Origin of the sequence: Acinetobacter sp., from assembly GCF_049284435.1 — a bacterium.
Classification (GTDB): domain Bacteria; phylum Pseudomonadota; class Gammaproteobacteria; order Pseudomonadales; family Moraxellaceae; genus Acinetobacter.
On sequence record NZ_JBAPXX010000046.1, the window covers coordinates 30,286 to 52,211 of the forward strand.

A 21,926-nucleotide genomic window follows, 5' to 3' on the forward strand; every position below is an offset into this window, starting at 1 on the left:
CCCCACTCGGCGAAAAGTGGGGATTTTAAAGATGATTTAGTTGCGAATTACCATCACTGGAATATCCGCTTGACCCAAAATACTTTGCGCTACACTGCCAAGGAACAGCTTTTTAAAGCCAGTGCGACCATGGGAACCAATCACAATCAGGTCGGAATTTAAATCTTTAGCTGCTTTGACAATCTCGCTATAAATCACCTGACCCTCAAGGAGCTGTGTATCCACTTCAACACCGGCACCAGAGAATTTTGCTTTGGCTTCATCCAGCGTTTTCAGGATGGAAGTGCGGGCACGTTCAATCAGGTCATTGGTTTGTGCCGCAGAGATATATTCTGCAGCGATATAAGGGTCCAGCGCCAGCACTTGAACCACTGTGACTTTACTGTTAAATGCTTTGGCAATTTCTACAGCTTTATCTACTGCAGCATACGATGTTTCTGAACCGTCAACAGGTACTAAAATATGTTCAAAAGGCATTAGAATTCTCCTGAGGGGAATTTAGAGTTATAAAATTATGACGCGTTAAACCGGGTACGAATAGTTGTTTATACTTTGATCATAGCCTGTATTGTATAAAAATAAAACCAAGTAAATACATAGGTATAATGTCTAATAGATTAAACAATGAAGCACCTTTTTACAGCTATTTAACTGGGTGATTTATTTGGCCTAAGTTAATAATTTATATGTAATTAATGTGATAGCTCAAGACAGTGATTAATCACATCGAATAGATGTCGGGTCTAATTTTATTTGCGGTGACAGCTGTTCATAGCGATTTAAAATTGTTTGAGTTTCACCTGCATAAATTTTTTGCTGTAGCTGCTGGATTTTATGTTCTGTCATATGTAAACGCGCACAGTGTAATGCAATCTGATTTTCCCGGGTTACCGCTAGTCGTTGACTCTGCTCATATTCCGGATAGCGCTCGATTTTTTGCTGCGCTCTGCTGAGTTGTGCCAAAGACCGTTTCTGCTGCATGCTCATCAGTTGCTGCTGATTAATCCACTGTGCCACATCACGTCTGACGCCATTGTAATCTACGAAAATAGGCGAGATGATCTGGCAGGCATTCAGGCTTGAAAGGCCAATGAGTAAAATAAATATTTTGATTTTATACATCTAATGAATCCTCGAAGAATCAAATGGTGCTATGAATGCGTGAATTACATACTAAAAAAATCTTTTTTGTTTAAAATTTAAAAGTTTATTCCGTATTTGCATAAAGACTGAACATTTGTGTTTTAAAATGCTTGACGATAGAAGCTGAAATTACGATAATGCGCACACAGTTTACGGCTATGTAGCTCAGTTGGTTAGAGCACCGCACTCATAATGCGGGGGTCACAAGTTCAAGTCTCGTCATAGCCACCATTTTAAAAGACCAAGCTCTCAGCTTGGTCTCTTTTTTTTGTCTTTTAAAAAGTACTGCAAACCATCAAAAATATTTGAAGCATCCACTAATTTTTTCAGGTTTCTCAAAACATCACTTTTTTAATATTGGGTAATCTTCATTTTAGTGCCGCATAAAAAAATCGCCCAAGCATTCACTCGGACGATTCGAATCTAAATGGTAAAGAAGAAGTCTTAGCTACCTGCTTTCCAGCCATTCACGATTGGATAACGACGCTCACGGCCATAAGAACGTGAACTGATACGTGGCCCAATGGCACCTTGGCGGCGTTTGTACTCATTGATATCAACCAGACGAATCACTTTCTTCACGACTTCAGCGTCAAAGCCTTTGGCGATGATATCGTCTTGGCTCATGTCTTCTTCAATATAAGAGTACAAGATCGCATCCAGAATGTCATAGGCGGGCAAAGAGTCTTGATCGATCTGATCCGGACGCAGTTCCGCTGAAGGTGGACGGGTAATCACACGTTCTGGAATTACTGGAGTTTCTGAAATGCTGTTACGATATTTCGCCAGTTCAAACACAATGGTTTTATACACATCTTTCAGAACCGCATAACCACCAACCATGTCGCCATACAGGGTGCAATAACCGACAGCTAGTTCAGATTTATTACCGGTTGCCAGCACCAGATTACCGAATTTGTTAGACAGGGCCATCAATAAGGTGCCACGTGAACGTGCTTGCAGGTTTTCCTCGGTGGCATCGACTGGAGCATTACCAAAGAACGGGAATAGCACCTGCATAAAGCCGCTTACCACTGGATTGATTTCGGCAATACCGAAAGTAACGCCCATGTTTTTGGCTTGTGCTGCTGCATCTTCCACACTGATTTGTGCGGTATAAGTATACGGCATCATCACAGCCTGAACTTTATCTGCGCCAAGCGCATCTACAGCAATCGCCAGGGTCAGGGCAGAGTCAATCCCGCCAGACAGTCCCAGAATCACACCTGGGAAGCCAGAACGCTGTACATAATCACGTGTGGCCATAACCAGGCTTTGATAAATCTCAGCCATGGTGTCTAAAGCAGGTGCAATTGCGCCTTTGCTGAATTGCAGTTGTTCAGTATTAAACTCTGCCACTGCCAGATTTTCCTGGAAACTTGGCGCCTGTAAAGCCACCTCACCAGATTTGTTGAGCACAAAACTGGTACCGTCAAAGATTAGGTCATCCTGGCCACCGACCTGGTTGCAGTACACCAGATTGATATTCAGCTGTTTGACCAAGGCCGCCATGGTTTCAATGCGATGTTGTGGTTTACCCACTTCATATGGCGATGCATTCAGTACCAAAGCTGTGTCGATATTCAATTTTGCCAGTTGCTGAACAGTCGCCAAAGACCAGACATCTTCACAGATCAGTACGCCAAATTTATGTCCAAGATACTCAAATACCAGGTGCTGATGACCTTCGCCAAAATAACGCTTTTCATCAAATACACCATAGTTTGGCAATACTTGCTTGTTATAAACACCCAGTACTTCACCATCTTTCATGACAGCAGCCGAGTTATAACGCTGACCATCTTCAGTTTGATTAACAAAGCCAAGGATCATGACAATATCTTTTACTTCAGTCAGTTTTTCAAAAGCCGCTTTGGTGCGTTTCACCAGGCTTGGGCGAATTAATAAGTCTTCTGCAGGATAGCCCAGCGTTGAAAGTTCAGGAAAGATAATCAGATCCGCTTTATCTTTTTTAGCCTGATTGGCCAGATCAATCATTTTTTGCGTATTTGCATCCAGATTGCCCACATGTGGAGAGAATTGAGCAATCGCAATTTTAAAACTTTTCATTCCAAGTAAATCCTATTCCTATAGGTTAATACACTAAATTACTGATTTTTATAATTCTATTATCCAGTTGAGTGCACTTCGATATTCATAAAATGCCAAATGGCTTAAATAAAAAAAACTTTTTATCGCATGATCATTGAATCTTAATGTGCGATGCAAAATAATCATACCGGCTTATTTTATCGAAATTTTATCGATAAGCTAGAGCTGATTTAGCAGAACAGGCATTGAGTGAAAAAGTTATTATATAAAATTAGAAAATATGCTGATTTTTTATGCATCTAGGCTTATATAGATTTAAAGACTGAAGTCGAAATTTGAGCTTTTAAAATATGCCTTAGCTATATTGTTTGGAATTAAACTGATTAAATATCATATGTTTATTTGTGGATTTAAAATAATATTCGGAATTTTTTTTAGAAAAATATCCCGGGCAATATCGCCTTGTTGTTCAATATTGTAGGTTGAAAATGATTTGTTGGGATTAAATTGATATTTGTACGGATTATATTCTCCCAAGCTGAGAAAATAGGCACTTTGTAAAAATGCCCCTTTTAAAAGCACATTGATCTGACATTGATGTTGATAAATATGCGCCATCTCATGAATAAATAGCGCCTGATAAGATAAACTCTCGCCCGAATAATCTTCCCGATAATTTAAATTGCGTACATGTATGTAGCCACTGGGCGCCATAATGACATGTTTGGATTGCCAGGGCAGGTAGGGGTGATTCATGATTTTAACGCGGGAATAATCGATCAGGTTGCCAAATACTTGTTGGGAAATTTTGATTTCACCAGGCGTTAAACTGCGGCACTTAAACTGTTCAAAACGAACCAGTCTCAAAATAAAGGGCAGAAAATACAACAGCATTCAATATACATCCTGTTTTTAGGTGACTTAATCCGTGAATATGATTTTGATATATTCATTTTAAAACGTTTCAGATCAATTTTTTGTAGGCTTTTGTCAGTGCTAAAAAAACCACCCAAGAGGGTGGTTTTTTTGAGTCTTTCGACGCGGTTCGAATTAACGAACGATATCGCGTTGAACTTCGCCAGTGTAAAGCTGACGAGGACGACCGATCTTGTAAGGACCGCTGTGCATTTCTAACCAGTGGCTGATCCAGCCAACAGTACGTGCAAGCGCGAAGATTACAGTAAACATTTCAGTCGGGATACCAATCGCTTTAAGGATGATACCTGAGTAGAAGTCTACGTTCGGGTAAAGGTTACGCTTGATAAAGTATTCGTCAGAAAGCGCGATACGTTCAAGTTCCATAGCCAATGCAAGCTGTGGATCATTGATGCCAAGTGCACCAAGAACTTCGTCACAAGTTTCTTTCATTACTTTCGCACGTGGATCGAAGTTTTTGTAAACTCGGTGACCGAAGCCCATCAGTTTAACTTCTTTAGTTTTCACTTTTTCCATGAAGCCAGCAACGTTTTCTACAGTGCCGATTTCGTCAAGCATCTTAAGAACAGCTTCGTTCGCGCCGCCGTGAGCAGGGCCCCAAAGTGCAGAGATACCAGCAGCGATACATGCATACGGGTTAGCACCAGTAGAACCAGCCAAACGTACTGTAGACGTAGACGCATTTTGTTCATGGTCAGCATGAAGCGTGAAGATACGGTCCATTGCTTTTGCAAGAATTGGATCAACTTTGTAATCACGATCTGCAGGCGTAGCAAACATCATGTGCAGGAAGTTTTCTGCATAACCAAGGTCGTTACGTGGGTAAACGAATGGTTGACCGATGGTGTACTTATAGCTCCAGGCCGCCAGCGTAGGAATCTTCGCGATTAAACGGATCGCAGTGATTTCACGGTGGTTTACGTCTTCGATGTCAAGGTTATTGTGATAGAATGCAGACAACGCACCAACCACACCTACCATGATCGCCATAGGATGCGCATCACGACGGAAACCATTGTAGAAACGGCTAACTTGATCGTGAACCATTGTATGGTTACGTACTTTAGCGTCAAATTCTTCTTTTTGCTCAGCAGTTGGAAGTTCGCCATTTAACAATAAATAGCAAGTTTCCAAGTAATCAGCTTTAGTCGCCAATTGATCGATTGGGTAGCCACGGTGTAAAAGTACACCTTTGTTACCATCGATGAACGTGATTTTAGACTCGCACGCAGCTGTCGCCATAAAACCAGGATCAAAAGTAAAGTGACCTGCAGCCAACACATCTTTAACGTCGATTACATCTGGGCCCAATGTGCCGCTGTAAATTGGTAGTTCAATTTCTTTGCCATCAAGCTGTAAAACGGCTTTCTTGCCAGTTGCTTCAGACATTCAATAGATCTCCTGTCCTGGTGAATGTATATCCGCTTTGTCTATCAATCTTTTAATGCACAAAACGGACGGATCAAAAATTTGCTATAAGATTAGTGAGTACTGAAATTTTGTCAATTATACTTATGGATGAAAAAATGATGGCCGCACAGCGGTTTAGTCACATTCGCTCAGTATAAAAAGTTCAGTAAAATCACAGCATCAAACCTCTATAATAAGTCAAATTGATGCAGAGGTGCAGAAAAAAATAGACTGCTTGGGGCATTTGTAAGCGTTTTTTCCTAGCAAGAAATGCGGGTGAAAATAGTGAGAGATTAAGGTGAACATGCTTAAAACTATATAAATCTCATAACTTACATCGTTTTTACCAAGCTGAATTTCACTGGTAGAATTATAAATAAAAGCAATTAATTGAATTTTGAATACGGTTCAATTGATTAAAAAGTAGCTTAATAAATGGCCAACTTTGCAGCAAAGGTAGGCAGTATAAAAATAAATGAATGATTTTTTGAATCTAAATGCTTCAAATCGATTGAAAAACCCATCGTGTGGTGCACTAAGTCGCTATTTAACATCAGGTTATCTGAATCACTGCGCTGCTGATGAATTGGGGCAATTGGTCTGTTAAATATAGGTATTTGATTTAAATCTGAATTAAAAAGAGATTTAAATAATATTTGTGATGGAACTGTGCATCTTTAGTCTAAAACTCAAACATGAGCCTGTAGGCTGAAAACCGAGTGAATTAATCATCTTAATTATTTAAAAACAATCATATACATAGGATGGGATAGTGCTAGATAATATATTAAGCCTGACTTGTTGTTGTTAATGATTCTTATTTAATGGTTTTTTATCCAAAAAGCCAAATTCAGCCGTTTGTATTTTAATAGTTCACGTTTTATAATTCAGTGTCGTTTTGATTTTAGGCATGTATTTGCCTGAGAATGCCAGCTTTCCTTCGAATTAATTCCAACAAACTCCGGATGGAGTTTTTACTTACAGGATGCCCGCTGTGAAAAGCAACAGACCTGTCAATTTGTCCATGGGTCAAGTTTTAGAAGTAAACTTAAAATCACCCGTGGCTATTGCATCAATTCTACACCGTCTTTCAGGTGTTATCGTATTTTTACTCGTACCAGTCCTTCTATGGATTTTAGACAAGTCATTGTCTTCGCCTGAAGGTTTTGCGCAAGTTCAAGAAATCTTTAACGGTTTCATTGTTCGCTTTATTGTATGGGTATTTGTCGCCGGCATGATTTTTCACTTTATTGCGGGTGTTAAGCATTTACTTGCTGACATTGGCGTTGCTGAAGAACTAGAAAGTGGCCGTGTTGCATCTACTATCGCATTAATCTTGTCTGCAATCGGTATTGTTGCAGCATTTGTATGGATCGTACTCTAATGAAAAGCGCTACTGGTTTAACAGGTTCAGGTTCTCGCGATTGGTTTCTCCAACGTGTCAGTGCTGTAGTTCTAGCTGTTTATACCGTTGTTGTACTGGGTTGGATTCTACTGAATGGTGGTTTCAACTTCGAACAGTGGTACGGCTTTATGATGACAGTTCCAATGAAGATCATGTCTTTGTTGGCGGTCTTATCTCTTGTTGCACACGCATGGATCGGCATGTGGCAGGTATTTACGGATTATGTGACTACTCGTCAAATGGGTCCTTCAGCTTCAGGTTTACGCCTTGTACTGACTTCAGCAGTGATCATTGCTGTACTTGCATATGCAATCTGGGCGATCCAGATTTTTTGGGCGAATTGATAGGAAACAATCATGGGCGCTATAAACCCTAAAGAAGATTACACAAATATTCCGCATGAAACTTTCGATGCTGTCATCGTTGGTGGTGGTGGTTCAGGTATGCGTGCGTCTTACCAACTTGCTCAAGCTGGTTTGAAAGTTGCGGTTCTGACTAAAGTATTCCCAACGCGTTCGCACACTGTTGCGGCGCAGGGTGGTATTGGTGCATCTCTTGGTAACATGCAAGAAGATAACTGGCACTACCACTTCTACGACACTGTAAAAGGTTCGGACTGGTTAGGTGACCAAGACGCAATTGAGTTCATGACTCGTGAAGCGCCTCAAGTGGTTTATGAACTTGAACACCTAGGTATGCCATTCGACCGTAACGCTGACGGTACAATTTACCAGCGTCCATTCGGTGGTCACTCAGCAAACTACGGTGAAAAAGCTGTGCCACGTGCATGTGCTGCTGCCGACCGTACAGGTCACGCACTTCTTCACACGCTTTATCAAAGCAACGTGAAAATGGGAACTCAATTCTTCGTAGAATGGATTGCGCTTGACCTGATCCGTAACGAAAAAGGTGACGTTTTAGGTGTTACAGCAATTGACCAGGAAACTGGTAAAATTGCAGTATTCCAAGCAAAAGCTACATTGTTTGCTACTGGTGGTGCTGGTCGTGTTTACCGCGCATCTACAAACGCTTATATCAACACTGGTGACGGTCTTGGTATGGCGGCTCGTGCAGGTATTCCATTGCAAGATATGGAATTCTGGCAATTCCACCCAACGGGTGTTGCGGGCGCAGGTGTATTGTTGACTGAAGGTTGTCGTGGTGAAGGTGCTATCCTTCGTAACAAAGACGGCGAACCGTTCATGGAGCGTTATGCACCAACTTTGAAAGACTTGGCGCCACGTGACTTCGTATCACGTTCTATGGACCAAGAGATCAAAGAAGGCCGTGGTTGTGGTCCTAAAGGCGATTACATCCTGCTTGATATGACGCACTTGGGTGCTGACACAATCATGAAACGTCTTCCATCTGTATTCGAGATTGGCAAGAAATTCGCGAACGTTGACATCACTAAAGAGCCAATTCCTGTAGTACCAACAATCCATTATCAAATGGGTGGTATTCCAACGAATATTCATGGTCAGGTGGTTGTTCCTGAGTCTCGTGAAACTGAAGCGCTTGTTGCTAACTACAACAAAGACACCGACGTTTACTCTACAAATCTCGAAGGTCGTGACTTTGCTAAGCCAGTAAAAGGCTTTTATGCAATTGGTGAGTGTTCATGTGTATCTGTACACGGTGCAAACCGTTTAGGTACGAACTCACTGCTTGACTTGGTTGTATTTGGTAAGGCTGCTGGTCAACATATCATTGAATATGTGACTAAACAGCACGACGGCGAATATGAGCCACTTCCGACGACTGTACTTGAGCAAACTGTTGCGCGTATTCGTAAACTTGACGAATCTGCTACAGGTGAAAATGCTCAGGAAGTTGCTGATGCAATTCGTGACATCGTTCAAGACCACGCTGGTGTATTCCGTACATCTGCGCTTCTAGACGAAGGTGTGAAACAGATTCTTGCAATTGAACCACGCGTACGCAATATTCACTTGAAAGACAAATCTAAAGTATTCAACACTGCACGTATTGAAGCACTTGAAGTTGAAAACTTGTATGAAGTTGCGAAAGCAACGCTTATTTCAGCTGCTGCTCGTAAAGAATGCCGTGGTGCGCATACGGTTGTAGACTTTGAGGAGTCTCCAGACCATGCTGAATACCCATATGGTCGTCGTGATGATGAGTGGATGAAGCACACTTTATGGTTCTCTGCGGATAACCGTCTAGAGTACAAGCCAGTTCGTTACCGTCCATTGTCGGTTGACGCGATTCCACCTAAACCACGTACATTCTAATCAGGAGAATTTAGATGAGTAGAGGTACTCGTACATTTCATATCTACCGCTACGATCCTGACAAGGATAAAGCACCGTACATGCAAACTTTTAAACTTGAATTGACTGACAAGCACCGTATGTTGCTTGACGCACTTCTTGCATTAAAAGTACAGGACGAAACTTTAACGTTCCGTCGTTCATGTCGTGAAGGTATTTGTGGTTCTGATGGCGTGAACATTAATGGTAAAAATGGTTTGGCGTGTCTTTGGAACCTGAACGATTTACCAAATGAAATTACTGTTCGTCCATTGCCTGGTCTTCCTGTAGTGAAAGACTTGGTGGTTGACATGAACCAGTTCTATGATCAGTACAACAAGATCCATCCATTCTTGATCAACAACCAGCCTGCGCCTCCTAAGGAGCGTTTACAGTCTCCTGAAGAGCGTGAGCATCTTGATGGTCTATATGAATGTATTCTATGTGCATGCTGTTCAACTTCATGCCCGTCATTCTGGTGGAACCCGGACAAGTTCTTGGGTCCTTCAGCATTGTTGAATGCTTACCGCTTCATCATTGACTCGCGTGACACCGGAACACAAGAGCGTTTGGCTCGTCTAGACGACCCATTCTCCTTGTTCCGTTGTAAAGGCATCATGAACTGTGTATCTGTATGTCCTAAAGGCTTGAACCCAACGAAAGCAATCGGTCACATCCGTAATATGCTTTTAGATATGGCAGGCTAATAGGCTGCTCTTCGCAGTTTAGAAAAAAGCACACCTTCAGGTGTGCTTTTTTTATGCAAACTATTGGGAAAATTAAAAAATCATAAGATAAAAATAAAGATACTATACTTAAAATGTATAAAGTTGAGTGAAACAGTCAGGAAAAGGGTAATGGCTTTGAGCGCCATATAAGAAGAACATGTGATTATTTTGGGTATTTATGATTTTTAGATGTAAAACTGACCTGAAAAATAGCAAGAACGATGTTATTATATAACGGAAATTTAAGGAGGGAGTGGATTGAAAGGTTTGCTCTCTTTTTATTTATCGGAAATGCTTAGGACTTAAGTCTACATTGAATCTATTTTTGAGATAAAGCACCATATATTAGAGTAAAATATCTGAACTGTATTTAGCCAATTTATGGAAGGTATGTGTCAAAAAAATCAATTGAAAAGTTGAGAACATGTTAGCATTTACCCCATGACTATGTTTAAAAAATGCCACGCCAGGTACATTTTTTAAACACTGCATAATCAGGGACTGGTATATAAAGGTAGACCCGAGTCGCTTTAGAAAAAATCTTTGTTAATGCTTACTTTTTTCTAAGTCGATTTGCAAAAAATTGCCCGGTTTCGATCGGGTATTCAATGAGTGATGATGCCGCTGAGGGGCGTTATTGTTCATTAAACATATCAAGATTTTCTTGGTGTGGTGATAACGCCTCATGGCTTATGCCTTATGGGGGACTAGTATCATATTACCAATTTGATGCTAATAATCCTGGGTTTTGCTTAAAAAGCATCCTGAAAATGTTTTTGCAATAGGAAATGGGTCCACAAATGCAAGAAGTTGCTGACGCTCTGCGTCTTGACACTGAACTTTCCGCTGATAGTGCAGCGTATATTGAAGAACTTTATGAGCAGTATCTGACTGCTCCAGACTCAGTGGGTGCTGACTGGAGAGCGTACTTCGATAAATTCCCAAAAGGTGATCAACCACACAGTAATGTACGTGAGCAATTCCTACTTTTAGGTCGCAATTCAAGCCGTATTCAGCCTATTGTTCAGTCGACAGTTAGCTCAGAGCATGAACGTCGTCAAATTGGCGTGCTACAGCTGATTGCTGCGTACCGTAACCGTGGTCACCAGAAAGCAAAACTGGATCCGTTAGGTTTGGCGAAGCGTGAAGTTGTGCCTGATCTAGATCTTGCTGCGCATGGTTTGACTCAGTCTGACCTAGACACAGTATTCAATACTGGCAACCTGGCGATCGGTAAAGAAGAAGCGACTTTGGCTGAAATGGTTCAGTCAATGGAAGCCACTTACTGTGGTTCAATCGGTGCTGAATACATGCACATCGTGGACACCAAAGAAAAACGTTGGATTCAACAACGTCTAGAAAGTGCACGCGGTCAATATGGCTTCAATGCTGATCAAAAGAAACATGTCCTTGAGCGTTTAACTGCAGCTGAAGGCCTAGAAAAATATCTTGGTAATAAATTCGTTGGTGCCAAACGTTTCGGCGTTGAAGGTGGTGAAGCATTCATCCCGATGGTCAATGAAATTATTCAGCGTGCGGGTTCTGTAGGCTGTAAAGAAGTTGTGATCGGTATGCCTCACCGCGGCCGTTTAAACCTTCTTGTTAACATCATGGGTAAAAACCCGGCTGACCTGTTTGGTGAGTTCGAAGGTAAATCTATTCACAAGAAAGGTTCTGGTGACGTTAAGTATCACCAAGGCTTCTCTTCAAACGTCATGACTCCGGGTGGCGAAGTTCACTTGGCATTGGCGTTTAACCCGTCACACCTTGAAATCGTTGGCCCTGTGGTTGAAGGTTCGGTACGTGCACGTCAAGTACGTCGTAAAGACATTGGCGGCGATGACGTATTGCCATTAATCGTACACGGTGATGCTGCATTTGCAGGTCAGGGCGTCAATCAGGAAACTTTCCAGATGTCACAAACTCGCGGTTATACCGTGGGTGGTACAGTGCACATTGTGATTAACAACCAGGTTGGTTTCACGACTTCTGATCCACGTGACGCGCGTTCTACAGAATACTGTACTGACATCGCAAAAATGATTCAGGCACCGATCTTCCATGTCAATGGTGATGATCCTGAAGCTGTGGTGTTCATTTCACAACTGGCACATGACTTCCGTCATACTTTCCGTAAAGATGTTGTGATTGACATGTTCTGTTACCGTCGTCGTGGTCATAACGAAGCGGATGAACCAGCTGCAACTCAACCAATGATGTATCAAGTGATTAACAAGAAAGCGACCACGCGTACGCTTTATGCGGATCAACTGGTACAACAGGGTGTTCTTGATCGCGCAAGTGCAGATCAGATGGTTGAAAATTACCGTGCAGACCTGGAAGCGGGTAATCATGTTGCCAATGCACTGGTCCTTGAACCAAACAAAAAAATGTTTGTGGACTGGACACCTTATTTAGGTCATGAGTACACAGACGAGTGGGATACAACTTTCCCAATCGAACGTCTAAAAGAGCTTGGCACGAAAATGCGTGAGCTTCCTGAAGGCTTCGTGATGCAGCGTCAAGTTGCAAAAGTAATTGATGACCGTCTGAAAATGCAAACGGGCGAAATGCCACTGAACTGGGGTGCTGCTGAAACTCTGGCGTATGCAACTGTACTAGATGATGGTTACTTGCTTCGTTTAACTGGTGAAGATGTAGGTCGTGGTACTTTCTCACACCGTCATGCAAAACTGCATAACCAGGTAGATGGTTCAACTTATCTTCCGCTGTGTAACCTGAAAGAAAACCAGCCGCGTACTGCAATCTATGACTCTTTATTGTCAGAAATGGCGGTATTGGCATTCGAATACGGTTATGCGACGACTCTTCCTAAGAGTTTGATCATCTGGGAAGCACAATTCGGTGACTTCGCAAACTGTGCACAGGTTGTAATTGACCAGTTCATCTCATCTGGTGAAACCAAATGGGAGCGTGTATGTGGTTTAACCATGCTTCTTCCACACGGTTTTGAAGGTCAAGGTCCAGAGCATTCATCTGCACGTTTGGAACGTTTCTTGCAGCTATGCGCTGAAGACAACATGCAAGTCATCACACCGACCACGCCTGCGCAGATTTTCCACGCATTACGTCGTCAAGCGATTCGTCCAATCCGTAAGCCATTGATTGTTACTTCGCCGAAATCTTTACTTCGTCACAAGCTTGCTGTATCTAGCCTTGAAGAGCTTGCAAACGGTACATTCCAAACCGTGATTGATGAAGTAGACAACATCAAGAAGTCAGATGTAACCCGTCTGGTTCTGTGTGGTGGTAAGGTGTATTACGACCTAGTTGAAAAACGTCGTGAAAAAGAATTGAACAACACTGCAATTGTACGTATTGAACAATTATATCCATACCCAGAAAAACGCCTGGCAGAAGTGCTTGCGCAATATCCAAACGTTAAAGAACTCGTTTGGGCGCAAGAAGAACCGAAAAACCAAGGCGCTTGGTTGTTCATCGCACCGCGTCTATATGACGACGTGATGAAGGCGGGTAAACAAGTACGTATTAGCTATGCAGGCCGTGAAGCTTCTGCTGCACCGGCATGTGGTTCACCATATTTGCATGCAAAACAACAAGCTCAGCTCATCAACGACGCGCTTGCGATCGACGCTGAATAATCCAGGAGATTCTAAGTAATGGCAACCGAAATTAAAGCACCGGTATTCCCAGAGTCAGTTGCGGACGGTACGATCGCAACTTGGCACAAACAACCAGGTGAAGCAGTATCACGTGATGAAGTGATCTGCGATATTGAGACTGATAAAGTTGTTTTAGAAGTTGTTGCTCCTGCAGATGGTACACTTTCATCTATTATTAAAGGTGAAGGCGATACTGTTCTTTCAGCTGAAGTCATTGCACAGTTTGAAGAAGGTGCTGTTTCTGGCGCTACGCAAACTCAAGTAGTTCAGTCTGAAGAAAAAGTTGAACAAGCTGCTGCGCAAACTGAAGCGGGTAATGCACCGATCGTTGAACGTCAACAAGTACAGGATCAGGCTCCGGCAGTGCGTAAAGCATTGACTGAATCTGGTGTTGCAGCTGCTGATGTTGCAGGTACAGGCCGTGGCGGTCGCATCACGAAAGAAGATGTGGCAAATCATCAAGCGAAACCGGCAGCACCTGCAGCGCAACCATTAAGTGTTGCAGTGGGCGAGCGTATCGAAAAACGTGTTCCTATGACTCGTCTTCGTAAGCGTGTTGCTGAACGTTTACTTGCAGCGACTCAAGAAACTGCAATGTTGACCACGTTCAACGAAGTGAACATGAAACCAATCATGGAAATGCGTGCTCAATACAAAGATGCATTCGAGAAGCGTCACGGTGCGCGTCTTGGCTTCATGTCATTCTTCGTTAAAGCAGCTACTGAAGCACTTAAACGCTACCCAGCGGTAAATGCTTCAATTGATGGCGATGACATCGTGTATCACGGTTACTATGACATCGGTGTTGCAGTTTCATCTGAGCGTGGTCTAGTGGTTCCTGTACTTCGTGATACAGACCGCATGAACTATGCTGAAGTTGAAAACGGCATCCGTGCATATGCTGGCAAGGCACGTGACGGTAAGCTGGGTATTGAAGATATGACTGGCGGTACATTCACTATTACTAATGGTGGTACTTTCGGTTCATTGCTTTCTACACCAATTCTAAATACGCCACAAACTGCGATTCTGGGTATGCACAAAATCCAGGAACGTCCGATGGCGGTGAATGGTCAAGTAGAAATCTTGCCAATGATGTACCTTGCACTGTCTTATGACCACCGTTTAATCGATGGTAAAGAAGCAGTCGGTTTCCTTGTAACAATCAAAGAATTGTTAGAAGAGCCAGCGCGTCTGATCCTTGATCTTTAATTTTTAAGAATATATTTATGGGCTTAGGGCGAAAACTCTAGGCCCATTTTTGGAGATAAACATGTCTCAATTCGATTTAGTCGTAATTGGTGGTGGCCCGGGCGGCTACGAAGCAGCAATTCGTGCAGCTCAACTTGGTTACAAAGTTGCGTGTATCGAAAAACGTATTCATAAAGGCAAGCCAGCTTTGGGTGGTACTTGCTTAAACGTGGGTTGTATCCCGTCTAAAGCATTGCTTGATTCTTCACATCGCTATGAAGATACCGTTCAGCATTTAGATGACCATGGTATTACGACCGGTGAAGTTAAATTTGATCTTTCTAAAATGATGAGTCGTAAAGACAAAGTTGTAGATCAGTTGACTGGCGGTGTTGCTCAGTTGCTTAAAGGCAACGGGATTGAATGGTTGCAAGGTACGGGTAAATTGCTTGCAGGTAAAAAAGTTGAATTCACACCATTTGAAGGTGAAGTTCAAGTTTTAGAGCCTAAATACGTGATTCTTGCGACAGGTTCTGTACCAATTAACATTCCTTCAGCTCCTGTAGATCAAGACTTAATTGTTGATTCTACTGGTGCGCTTGAATTCCCAGAAGTACCTAAGCGTTTAGGTGTAATTGGTGCGGGCGTGATCGGCTTAGAACTTGGTTCTGTATGGCGTCGTTTGGGTGCGGAAGTTGTTGTATTTGAAGCAATGGATGCATTCTTACCAATGGCTGATAAGGTATTGGCAAAAGACTTCCAAAAACTGTTGACTAAGCAAGGTATGGATATCCGTATCGGTGCGAAAGTTGCAGGTACTGAAATCAACGGTCGTGAAGTAACGGTTAAATATAACCAAGCTGGTGAAGACAAAACTGAAACTTTCGATAAATTGATCGTTTGTGTCGGTCGTCGCGCATATGCTGAAGGTTTATTGGCTGGTGATTCAGGCATTAAATTGACTGAACGCGGTTTGGTTGAAGTAAATGATTGGTGTGCAACTTCTGTTGAAGGTGTATACGCGATTGGTGACTTGGTACGTGGTCCAATGCTTGCGCATAAAGCAATGGAAGAAGGGGTAATGGCAGTGGAACGTATTCACGGTCATGCTGCACAAGTGAACTATGACACTATTATTTCTGTAATTTACACACACCCGGAAGCGGCGTGGGTAGGTTTAACAGAACAACAAGCGACTGAAAAAGGTCACGAAGTTAAAACTGGCCAATTCGGTTTTGCTGTGAATGGTCGTGCTTTGGCTGCGGGTGAAGGTGCTGGTTTCGTGAAGTTTGTTGCCGATGCAAAAACAGATCGTTTACTCGGTATGCACGTGATCGGACCTGCTGCGTCTGATATCGTACACCAAGGCATGATCGCACTTGAGTTTGTATCTTCAGTTGAAGACCTGCAGTTAATGACATTTGCTCACCCAACTTTCTCTGAAGTAGTTCATGAAGCTGCTTTGGCGGTAGATGGTCGTGCCATTCACGCGATTCAACGTAAGCGTAAGTAATTCGAAAAAAGAGCGACTTAGGTCGCTCTTTTTACATTTCATGGTTGTTTTTATTGGAACAATCATCTAAAAATAAAGATAACGATTTTAAGAAATGCTGGTACTGCTTTGACGGACGTCTGGGTGCTAGTGGGTTATAACAAGGCAAAGAAGTAATAAAAGGTTATTCAATGAATTTACATGAGTATCAAGCAAAAGCGCTATTAAAAAAATATGGTATGCCTGTACAGGAAGGGATACTTGCCACCAATGCCGATGAAACGGTGCATGCTTTTGAGCAGCTTGGTGGAAAGTTTGCAGTATTGAAAGCACAGGTGCATGCGGGTGGCCGGGGTAAGGCTGGTGGGGTAAAAGTAGTGAAATCGGCTGCCGAGGCTGCTGAATATGCCAGCCAGATTATTGGTTCACGCTTGGTGACTTATCAGACTGATGCCAATGGTCAGCCAGTCAATAGCATTTTAGTCTCTGAGGATGTTTATCCGGTTGAGCGCGAGCTGTACTTGGGCGCTGTTGTAGATCGCTCGACTCGCCGCATCACTTTTATGGCATCGACTGAAGGCGGTGTTGAAATTGAGAAAGTGGCCGAAGAAACCCCTGAAAAAATTATTAAAGTTGAGGTTGATCCTTTAGTCGGTCTAATGCCATTTCAGGCGCGTGAAGTTGCTTTTGCACTTAAACTCAAAGATGGACAAATCAATCAGTTTGTTAAAGTCATGACAGCTGCTTATCAGGCATTTGTAGACAATGATTTTGCTCTTTTCGAAATTAATCCGTTGTCTGTGCGTGAAAATGGCGACATTCTGTGTGTTGATGCCAAAATCGGAATTGATTCAAATGCGCTGTACCGCTTGCCTGAAGTGGCGGCATTACGTGATAAGTCTCAAGAAAATGAACGTGAGCTAAAAGCGTCTGAGTTTGATCTGAACTATGTAGCGCTGGAAGGTAACATTGGTTGTATGGTCAATGGTGCCGGTCTTGCCATGGCAACCATGGATATTATCAAGCTTTATGGCGGTCAACCAGCCAACTTTCTGGATGTGGGGGGTGGTGCAACCAAAGAGCGCGTGATTGAAGCCTTTAAAATTATCTTGGCAGATACTTCTGTGCAGGGTGTATTAATCAATATTTTTGGTGGAATTGTACGTTGTGACATGATTGCTGAAGCAATTATTGCAGCGGTTCAGGAAGTAAATGTGACCGTTCCTGTGGTTGTTCGCCTCGAAGGCAACAATGCAGAACTGGGTGCAAAATTACTGGATGAATCAGGTTTGAAGTTGATTTCTGCACATGGTCTTGCTGACGCTGCAGAAAAAATCGTTGCTGCTGTAAAAGCTTAAAGGGGTATTGATCATGAGCGTATTAGTTAATAAAGACACTAAAGTGTTGGTACAGGGCTTTACAGGCAAAAACGGCACATTTCATTCTGAACAGGCTCTGGCCTATGGTACCAAAGTTGTGGGTGGTGTAACCCCAGGTAAAGGTGGTCAAACTCATCTTGAATTGCCTGTATTTAATACCATGCGTGAAGCGGTGAAAGAAACAGGTGCAGATGCTTCGGTGATTTATGTTCCGGCACCCTTTGTACTGGATTCTATTGTTGAAGCGGTTGATTCTGGCATTGAGTTAATTGTGGTGATTACGGAAGGTGTACCGACCATCGACATGCTCAAAGCCAAGCGTTATCTGGAAACCAATGGTAATGGCACACGTCTGATCGGACCAAACTGTCCGGGTATTATTACGCCAGGTGAATGTAAGATCGGGATCATGCCGGGGCATATTCATCAGCCGGGTAAAATCGGGATTATCTCACGTTCAGGCACACTGACTTATGAGGCTGTGGCGCAAACCACGAAACTGGGTCTGGGTCAGTCGACCTGTATCGGGATTGGTGGAGACCCAATTCCGGGCATGAACCAGATTGACTGCTTGAAACTGTTCCAGGAAGATCCGCAAACTGAAGCCATCATCATGATTGGTGAGATTGGCGGTACTGCGGAAGAGGAAGCAGCGGAGTATATTCAGTCGCATGTCACCAAACCTGTGGTCGGTTATATCGCGGGTGTAACTGCCCCTAAAGGCAAACGTATGGGTCACGCAGGTGCGATTATTTCAGGTGGTAAAGGTACAGCAGAAGAAAAGTTTGCTGCCTTTGAGCATGCGGGTATGGCCTATACACGTAGTCCTGCCGAACTCGGTTCAACTATGTTGCAAGTGTTAAAAGATAAAGGTTTGGCTTGATATCCAAAGTAAACCTGTAATAAAAAAGCTCCCAGATGGGAGCTTTTTTATATCGCATTCTATTTTTAAGTTTTAGCTTTAAGGCTCTGAGTCATGCCATTAATATCTCCACCCTGAATACCAAGCTCACTCATCAGACTGTCAATGAGCGGTGCTTGGCTACGATAACGTAGGGCGCTATTCACCACCTGATCGGAGAGCGCAACATTGCTACCTTCATGATGAGCATCCGCCTGACAGGCACCGGCATGACCGCCATGTAGGCCATTAACTTGAAGAATCTTGATATCATCAATATTTTCCATTGGCTTGACACTTTCCCGGATAATTTCAGGCAAGTATTTCAGCATGGCCAGACGAATCTGCATTTCGACCTGTTCAGGTGACAGGACGTTATTTGCTTCATTGACCGCACGTGTACCTTCAGCATCGACTTGATACTGTTTTTCCATTGCCTGAGCCAGTAGGATTTTTGCATCCGCTTCACCCTTGGCCTTCAGGCGGACTTTTTCTGCTTCAGCCTCAGCCGCAATCCGCACTGCTTCTGCATCATCTGCTGCCGCTTGTTTGCCAGCTTCAGCGGCAACTGTAATGGCAATCGCATCTTTTTCAGCATGTTCTTTGGCTGCGACCAGTTCAACTGCTTTTTGACGCTCTGCCTGCTGGATTTGACGTACGGTGATGACCTCTTCTTCCGCTTTTACCGCTTGTGCACGCGCCTGATCGGCTTGGGCTTTGGCTTCAGATTCAGCACGTGATTTTTCCGCAATGGCAATGGCGCGATCCTGTTCAGCCAGTTCAATGGTTTTCTTTTGCTCGACCTGTGCTTTTTGAATCAGCTGAGCCTTTTGAATATTTTCATTTTCGACATCACGGGCGGCTAAAATACGCTTGAGTTCGACTTCTCGTTCAGCGGCAATTTGTGCTTCTTCTGCTTCACGTTTTTTGCCGGCTTCCTGAGCGGCAATTTCAGCCAGTTGTTCAGCTCGGCGAATGGCAATTTCACGCTCTTGCTGCAGTTTGGCATATTCTTCTTCACGAATAATTTGCAGGCGCGCCTGTTCAGCTTCCAGATTTTTGGTTTTGATCGCTAGATCGGTATCCTGTTCAATGTGGTTACGCTTGCGACGACGGTCTTCAATGGTTTCAGTGAGTTTGGTCAGACCTTCAGCATCAAACGCATTTTGTGGATTAAAGTATTTAAATCCGGTCTGATCCAGTCCGGTTAGGGAAACCGTTTCAAGCTCCAGACCATTTTTGTGTAAATCTTCTGAAACGACTTGCTGTACTTTTTGCACGAAATCGACGCGTTTTTCATGCAGTTCTTCCATGGCCATTTCTGCCGCTACTGCGCGCAGTGAATCGACGAACTTACCTTCCACCAGATTTTTTAATTCATTGGGTGACATGGTTTTTTGACCAAGGGTTTGTGCTGCGGTGGCAATTGAATCTGCGGTAGGTTTGACCCGCACATAGAATTCGGCCATGACATCGACCCGCATACGGTCACGGGTAATCAGTGCCTGATCATCTGCACGACGTACTTCAAGGCGTAAGGTATTCATATTTACTGGAATGATTTCATGCAAGACAGGAAGCACGATTGCACCTCCACCTAAAATCACTTTTTCACCACCCCAACCGGTACGCACAAAGGAAATTTCTTTGCTTGAGCGACGGTATAAGCGTGCAATGATGAGACCGAAGGTCACCAGTGCCACAAAAATAATTCCCGCAATAATTAAAATATTATATAAATCAAATGTTAGCATTATTATAAAGTCTCAATTAAGTGCTAGCTAAATAATATTAAAGTGCAATGGCTTGAAAGCCGTTCTTGGTTTTGTGGGTTAGAACCACATTCTGGCCCTGATTTAAAATTTGATTGTTTTCTGGTTCAACCAGAACATAATGAGTCTGACCATGTTGATCCCGGACTTTGGCTTGTGCTGGAGAATTTACTTTGGCATCTCCGAGAATAATGGTCGCGGTACGTCCAATGAGTTCATCACTATGAATCGCAGAGGTTTCGTCTTGGGGCAGGAGTTTACTGGCGGCCATGGCAAGAAAGCGCACCACAGGCATACACAGAAACAGGCAGGCCGGAGAAATCAGCCAGACATTAAACAGCTGGCTGGTCAGGCGCTCAAATATTCCCTGAATCAATAAACCGCTCAAGCCATAACTGGTCAGGAAAATAATTAGCCAGATAAATAAAGGCAGACGCCCCAGATATAACCAGTCAAATACTTTGCTGAAAATACCGGGATGTTGATCCGGACTTATTTCCGGTTGCAGGGGATCTTCAGGTAAACACTGTTCAAAGATATGCTGAGAGCCGCCGCCGAGCAGCAATAGAGTACATTCTAGTGCAGCAAACATCAGCATTAGGCTAAGGCTAATACTAAATACGATATTTGATGGATGCGTAAACAGTTCCCACATTTTTTTATCTCTATAATTATGTTTTTAGGAAAAGTATCTGAAAGTTTTTATTGATATAACGATAACAGTAATTGTTGATTTTGTATGCAAAAAAATAACAAAAAACCTTATAAAAAAGATTGAATATCTTGATTATTTAATAATTATTGAACTATTAAAATTAATAATAAACTATAAGTTAAATGGATGTTTGAGCAAGTGATGCCATCGCGGCAATAGGAATTTGGCATTCTGTCTAAGCTTGCCTGAGAGTTTGATAGAGATACATCGACCTGAGTATCTCTAAATTTTTCTGTTCAAGCCTAAAGCAGAGCAGTCTGAATCCGGACTTTCATATCTAGAGTCTGTTGCAGAATATAGTGTTGCATCCATTTGACCTGTTCGCCCATAGGATTGACCTTGATTGCAGTATTCAGGAAATCGAGATCAGGCTGCTTGAAAAGCTGCTGTTGCAGGGTTTGCTCCAAAATCTCGCTGTTGGTCGTCAAAGGTAATGCCACCAGATAGAACGCTTTAGGATAATTATAAAAGGCATATAATAAGTTAAAGGCTTTTTGATCACCTCTGAGGTTGCCAGCACCGATTTCGTAAGCTGCGTTCTGGTTGCTATAAGTAACGCCGACTAGAAATTCCCAATGACCTTCCTGTAAACGCAGACCAAACTGTAATCCGATTTGATCCGCGGTCAGCTCGTGTTGCAGATAAATATTTAGAGGCTTGCCATCATCACTGAAGGGTTCTTGTAGAACTAAAATATGTTGCTGATGCTGATAAATATAACCGGCAAGCTGGGCCTGTTCCAGACGGGTTTTTACAGTGGCGAGATCAAAAGCGCTATAGGGCATAAACGAAGTATATCAATCGGGAGAATTGAGTCTTACTCTAGTAATTTTTCAACTATTTGAGAACCACTACTTTAGATTATTTTCCTAGGATTTTATTGGT

At 42.8% G+C, this 21,926-nt stretch carries 17 protein-coding genes and 1 tRNA gene; 10 read left to right on the top strand and 8 right to left on the bottom strand.

From position 1 onward, the window contains the following. Positions 1–36: 36 nt before the first annotated feature. Complete coding sequence (locus tag WAK81_RS04000) at positions 37–477, bottom strand: universal stress protein (protein WP_004279425.1); 441 nt, start codon at positions 475–477, stop codon at positions 37–39. A 240-nt stretch (positions 478–717) separates the two neighbouring features. After that, entirely contained in the window at positions 718–1,122 is a 405-nt protein-coding gene (locus tag WAK81_RS04005) for a hypothetical protein (RefSeq protein WP_422195778.1), read from the bottom strand. Between the two features lie 175 nt (positions 1,123–1,297). Between WAK81_RS04005 and WAK81_RS04010 the strand changes: the two genes are divergently transcribed. Beyond that, positions 1,298–1,374 (top strand) — tRNA-Met (locus WAK81_RS04010). Positions 1,375–1,587: 213 nt separating this feature from the next. On the opposite strand, the gene WAK81_RS04015 is transcribed toward WAK81_RS04010, so the two are convergent. From WAK81_RS04015 to gltA, 3 genes are all read right to left on the bottom strand, one after another. Beyond that, positions 1,588–3,213, bottom strand: coding sequence for an NAD+ synthase (locus WAK81_RS04015; protein ID WP_422195779.1), 1,626 nt, complete (start codon positions 3,211–3,213; stop codon positions 1,588–1,590). A 372-nt stretch (positions 3,214–3,585) separates the two neighbouring features. Continuing rightward, the gene (locus WAK81_RS04020; protein WP_422195780.1) at positions 3,586–4,089 is read right to left on the bottom strand and encodes a hypothetical protein; all 504 of its coding nucleotides are present in this window, start codon (positions 4,087–4,089) and stop codon (positions 3,586–3,588) included. A gap of 156 nt (positions 4,090–4,245) precedes the next feature. Next, on the bottom strand, positions 4,246–5,520 hold the full coding sequence (gene gltA / locus WAK81_RS04025) for a citrate synthase (RefSeq protein WP_004279429.1): 1,275 nt from the start codon (positions 5,518–5,520) through the stop codon (positions 4,246–4,248). A 1,006-nt stretch (positions 5,521–6,526) separates the two neighbouring features. On the opposite strand from gltA, the gene sdhC reads away from it, so the two are divergent. From sdhC to sucD, 9 genes are all read left to right on the top strand, one after another. Then, on the top strand, positions 6,527–6,925 hold the full coding sequence (gene sdhC, locus WAK81_RS04030; protein ID WP_004279430.1) for a succinate dehydrogenase, cytochrome b556 subunit: 399 nt from the start codon (positions 6,527–6,529) through the stop codon (positions 6,923–6,925). Continuing rightward, a complete protein-coding gene (gene sdhD, locus WAK81_RS04035; RefSeq protein WP_004279431.1) occupies positions 6,925–7,290 on the top strand; it encodes a succinate dehydrogenase, hydrophobic membrane anchor protein in 366 nt (121 codons plus the stop codon). The genes sdhC and sdhD overlap by 1 nt, the downstream gene beginning before the upstream one ends. Before the next feature lie 12 nt (positions 7,291–7,302). Continuing rightward, positions 7,303–9,201, top strand: coding sequence for an FAD-binding protein (locus WAK81_RS04040; RefSeq protein ID WP_422195781.1), 1,899 nt, complete (start codon positions 7,303–7,305; stop codon positions 9,199–9,201). A gap of 14 nt (positions 9,202–9,215) precedes the next feature. Beyond that, positions 9,216–9,926 carry a succinate dehydrogenase iron-sulfur subunit gene (locus WAK81_RS04045; RefSeq protein ID WP_004279433.1) on the top strand — a complete coding sequence of 237 codons (711 nt, stop codon included), beginning with the start codon at positions 9,216–9,218 and terminating at the stop codon, positions 9,924–9,926. Positions 9,927–10,747: 821 nt separating this feature from the next. Next, positions 10,748–13,570 carry a 2-oxoglutarate dehydrogenase E1 component gene (locus WAK81_RS04050; protein ID WP_422195782.1) on the top strand — a complete coding sequence of 941 codons (2,823 nt, stop codon included), beginning with the start codon at positions 10,748–10,750 and terminating at the stop codon, positions 13,568–13,570. Between the two features lie 18 nt (positions 13,571–13,588). Continuing rightward, positions 13,589–14,803: a 2-oxoglutarate dehydrogenase complex dihydrolipoyllysine-residue succinyltransferase gene (odhB, locus tag WAK81_RS04055; protein ID WP_422195783.1), complete on the top strand. Its 1,215-nt coding sequence runs from the start codon at positions 13,589–13,591 to the stop codon at positions 14,801–14,803. Between the two features lie 61 nt (positions 14,804–14,864). Beyond that, entirely contained in the window at positions 14,865–16,295 is a 1,431-nt protein-coding gene (gene lpdA / locus WAK81_RS04060; protein WP_422195784.1) for a dihydrolipoyl dehydrogenase, read from the top strand. 170 nt (positions 16,296–16,465) lie between these two features. Continuing rightward, positions 16,466–17,632, top strand: coding sequence for an ADP-forming succinate--CoA ligase subunit beta (sucC, locus tag WAK81_RS04065; RefSeq protein ID WP_422195785.1), 1,167 nt, complete (start codon positions 16,466–16,468; stop codon positions 17,630–17,632). A 13-nt stretch (positions 17,633–17,645) separates the two neighbouring features. Then, positions 17,646–18,536: a succinate--CoA ligase subunit alpha gene (gene sucD, locus WAK81_RS04070; protein ID WP_422195786.1), complete on the top strand. Its 891-nt coding sequence runs from the start codon at positions 17,646–17,648 to the stop codon at positions 18,534–18,536. 65 nt (positions 18,537–18,601) lie between these two features. Here sucD and WAK81_RS04075 read toward each other — a convergent pair whose 3' ends face one another. The 3 genes from WAK81_RS04075 to WAK81_RS04085 all read right to left on the bottom strand — a co-directional run bounded on the left by WAK81_RS04075 (position 18,602) and on the right by WAK81_RS04085 (position 21,826). Next, on the bottom strand, positions 18,602–20,308 hold the full coding sequence (locus WAK81_RS04075) for a flotillin family protein (protein WP_071850590.1): 1,707 nt from the start codon (positions 20,306–20,308) through the stop codon (positions 18,602–18,604). Between the two features lie 37 nt (positions 20,309–20,345). Further along, positions 20,346–20,981, bottom strand: coding sequence for a YqiJ family protein (locus tag WAK81_RS04080; protein WP_422195787.1), 636 nt, complete (start codon positions 20,979–20,981; stop codon positions 20,346–20,348). Positions 20,982–21,283: 302 nt separating this feature from the next. Further along, positions 21,284–21,826: a hypothetical protein gene (locus WAK81_RS04085; RefSeq protein WP_422195788.1), complete on the bottom strand. Its 543-nt coding sequence runs from the start codon at positions 21,824–21,826 to the stop codon at positions 21,284–21,286. Positions 21,827–21,926 lie beyond the last annotated feature (100 nt).

Coding starts and splice junctions, on each gene's coding strand:
- sdhC (WP_004279430.1), top strand. CDS start 6,527: ATGCCCGCTGTGAAAAGCAACAGACCTGTCAATTTGTCCATGGGTCAA.
- sucC (WP_422195785.1), top strand. CDS start 16,466: ATGAATTTACATGAGTATCAAGCAAAAGCGCTATTAAAAAAATATGGT.
- odhB (WP_422195783.1), top strand. CDS start 13,589: ATGGCAACCGAAATTAAAGCACCGGTATTCCCAGAGTCAGTTGCGGAC.
- lpdA (WP_422195784.1), top strand. CDS start 14,865: ATGTCTCAATTCGATTTAGTCGTAATTGGTGGTGGCCCGGGCGGCTAC.
- WAK81_RS04045 (WP_004279433.1), top strand. CDS start 9,216: ATGAGTAGAGGTACTCGTACATTTCATATCTACCGCTACGATCCTGAC.
- WAK81_RS04015 (WP_422195779.1), bottom strand. CDS start 3,213: ATGAAAAGTTTTAAAATTGCGATTGCTCAATTCTCTCCACATGTGGGC.
- WAK81_RS04005 (WP_422195778.1), bottom strand. CDS start 1,122: ATGTATAAAATCAAAATATTTATTTTACTCATTGGCCTTTCAAGCCTG.
- WAK81_RS04085 (WP_422195788.1), bottom strand. CDS start 21,826: ATGCCCTATAGCGCTTTTGATCTCGCCACTGTAAAAACCCGTCTGGAA.
- sucD (WP_422195786.1), top strand. CDS start 17,646: ATGAGCGTATTAGTTAATAAAGACACTAAAGTGTTGGTACAGGGCTTT.
- WAK81_RS04050 (WP_422195782.1), top strand. CDS start 10,748: ATGCAAGAAGTTGCTGACGCTCTGCGTCTTGACACTGAACTTTCCGCT.
- WAK81_RS04020 (WP_422195780.1), bottom strand. CDS start 4,089: ATGCTGTTGTATTTTCTGCCCTTTATTTTGAGACTGGTTCGTTTTGAA.
- WAK81_RS04000 (WP_004279425.1), bottom strand. CDS start 477: ATGCCTTTTGAACATATTTTAGTACCTGTTGACGGTTCAGAAACATCG.
- WAK81_RS04040 (WP_422195781.1), top strand. CDS start 7,303: ATGGGCGCTATAAACCCTAAAGAAGATTACACAAATATTCCGCATGAA.
- WAK81_RS04075 (WP_071850590.1), bottom strand. CDS start 20,308: ATGCTAACATTTGATTTATATAATATTTTAATTATTGCGGGAATTATT.
- gltA (WP_004279429.1), bottom strand. CDS start 5,520: ATGTCTGAAGCAACTGGCAAGAAAGCCGTTTTACAGCTTGATGGCAAA.
- sdhD (WP_004279431.1), top strand. CDS start 6,925: ATGAAAAGCGCTACTGGTTTAACAGGTTCAGGTTCTCGCGATTGGTTT.
- WAK81_RS04080 (WP_422195787.1), bottom strand. CDS start 20,981: ATGTGGGAACTGTTTACGCATCCATCAAATATCGTATTTAGTATTAGC.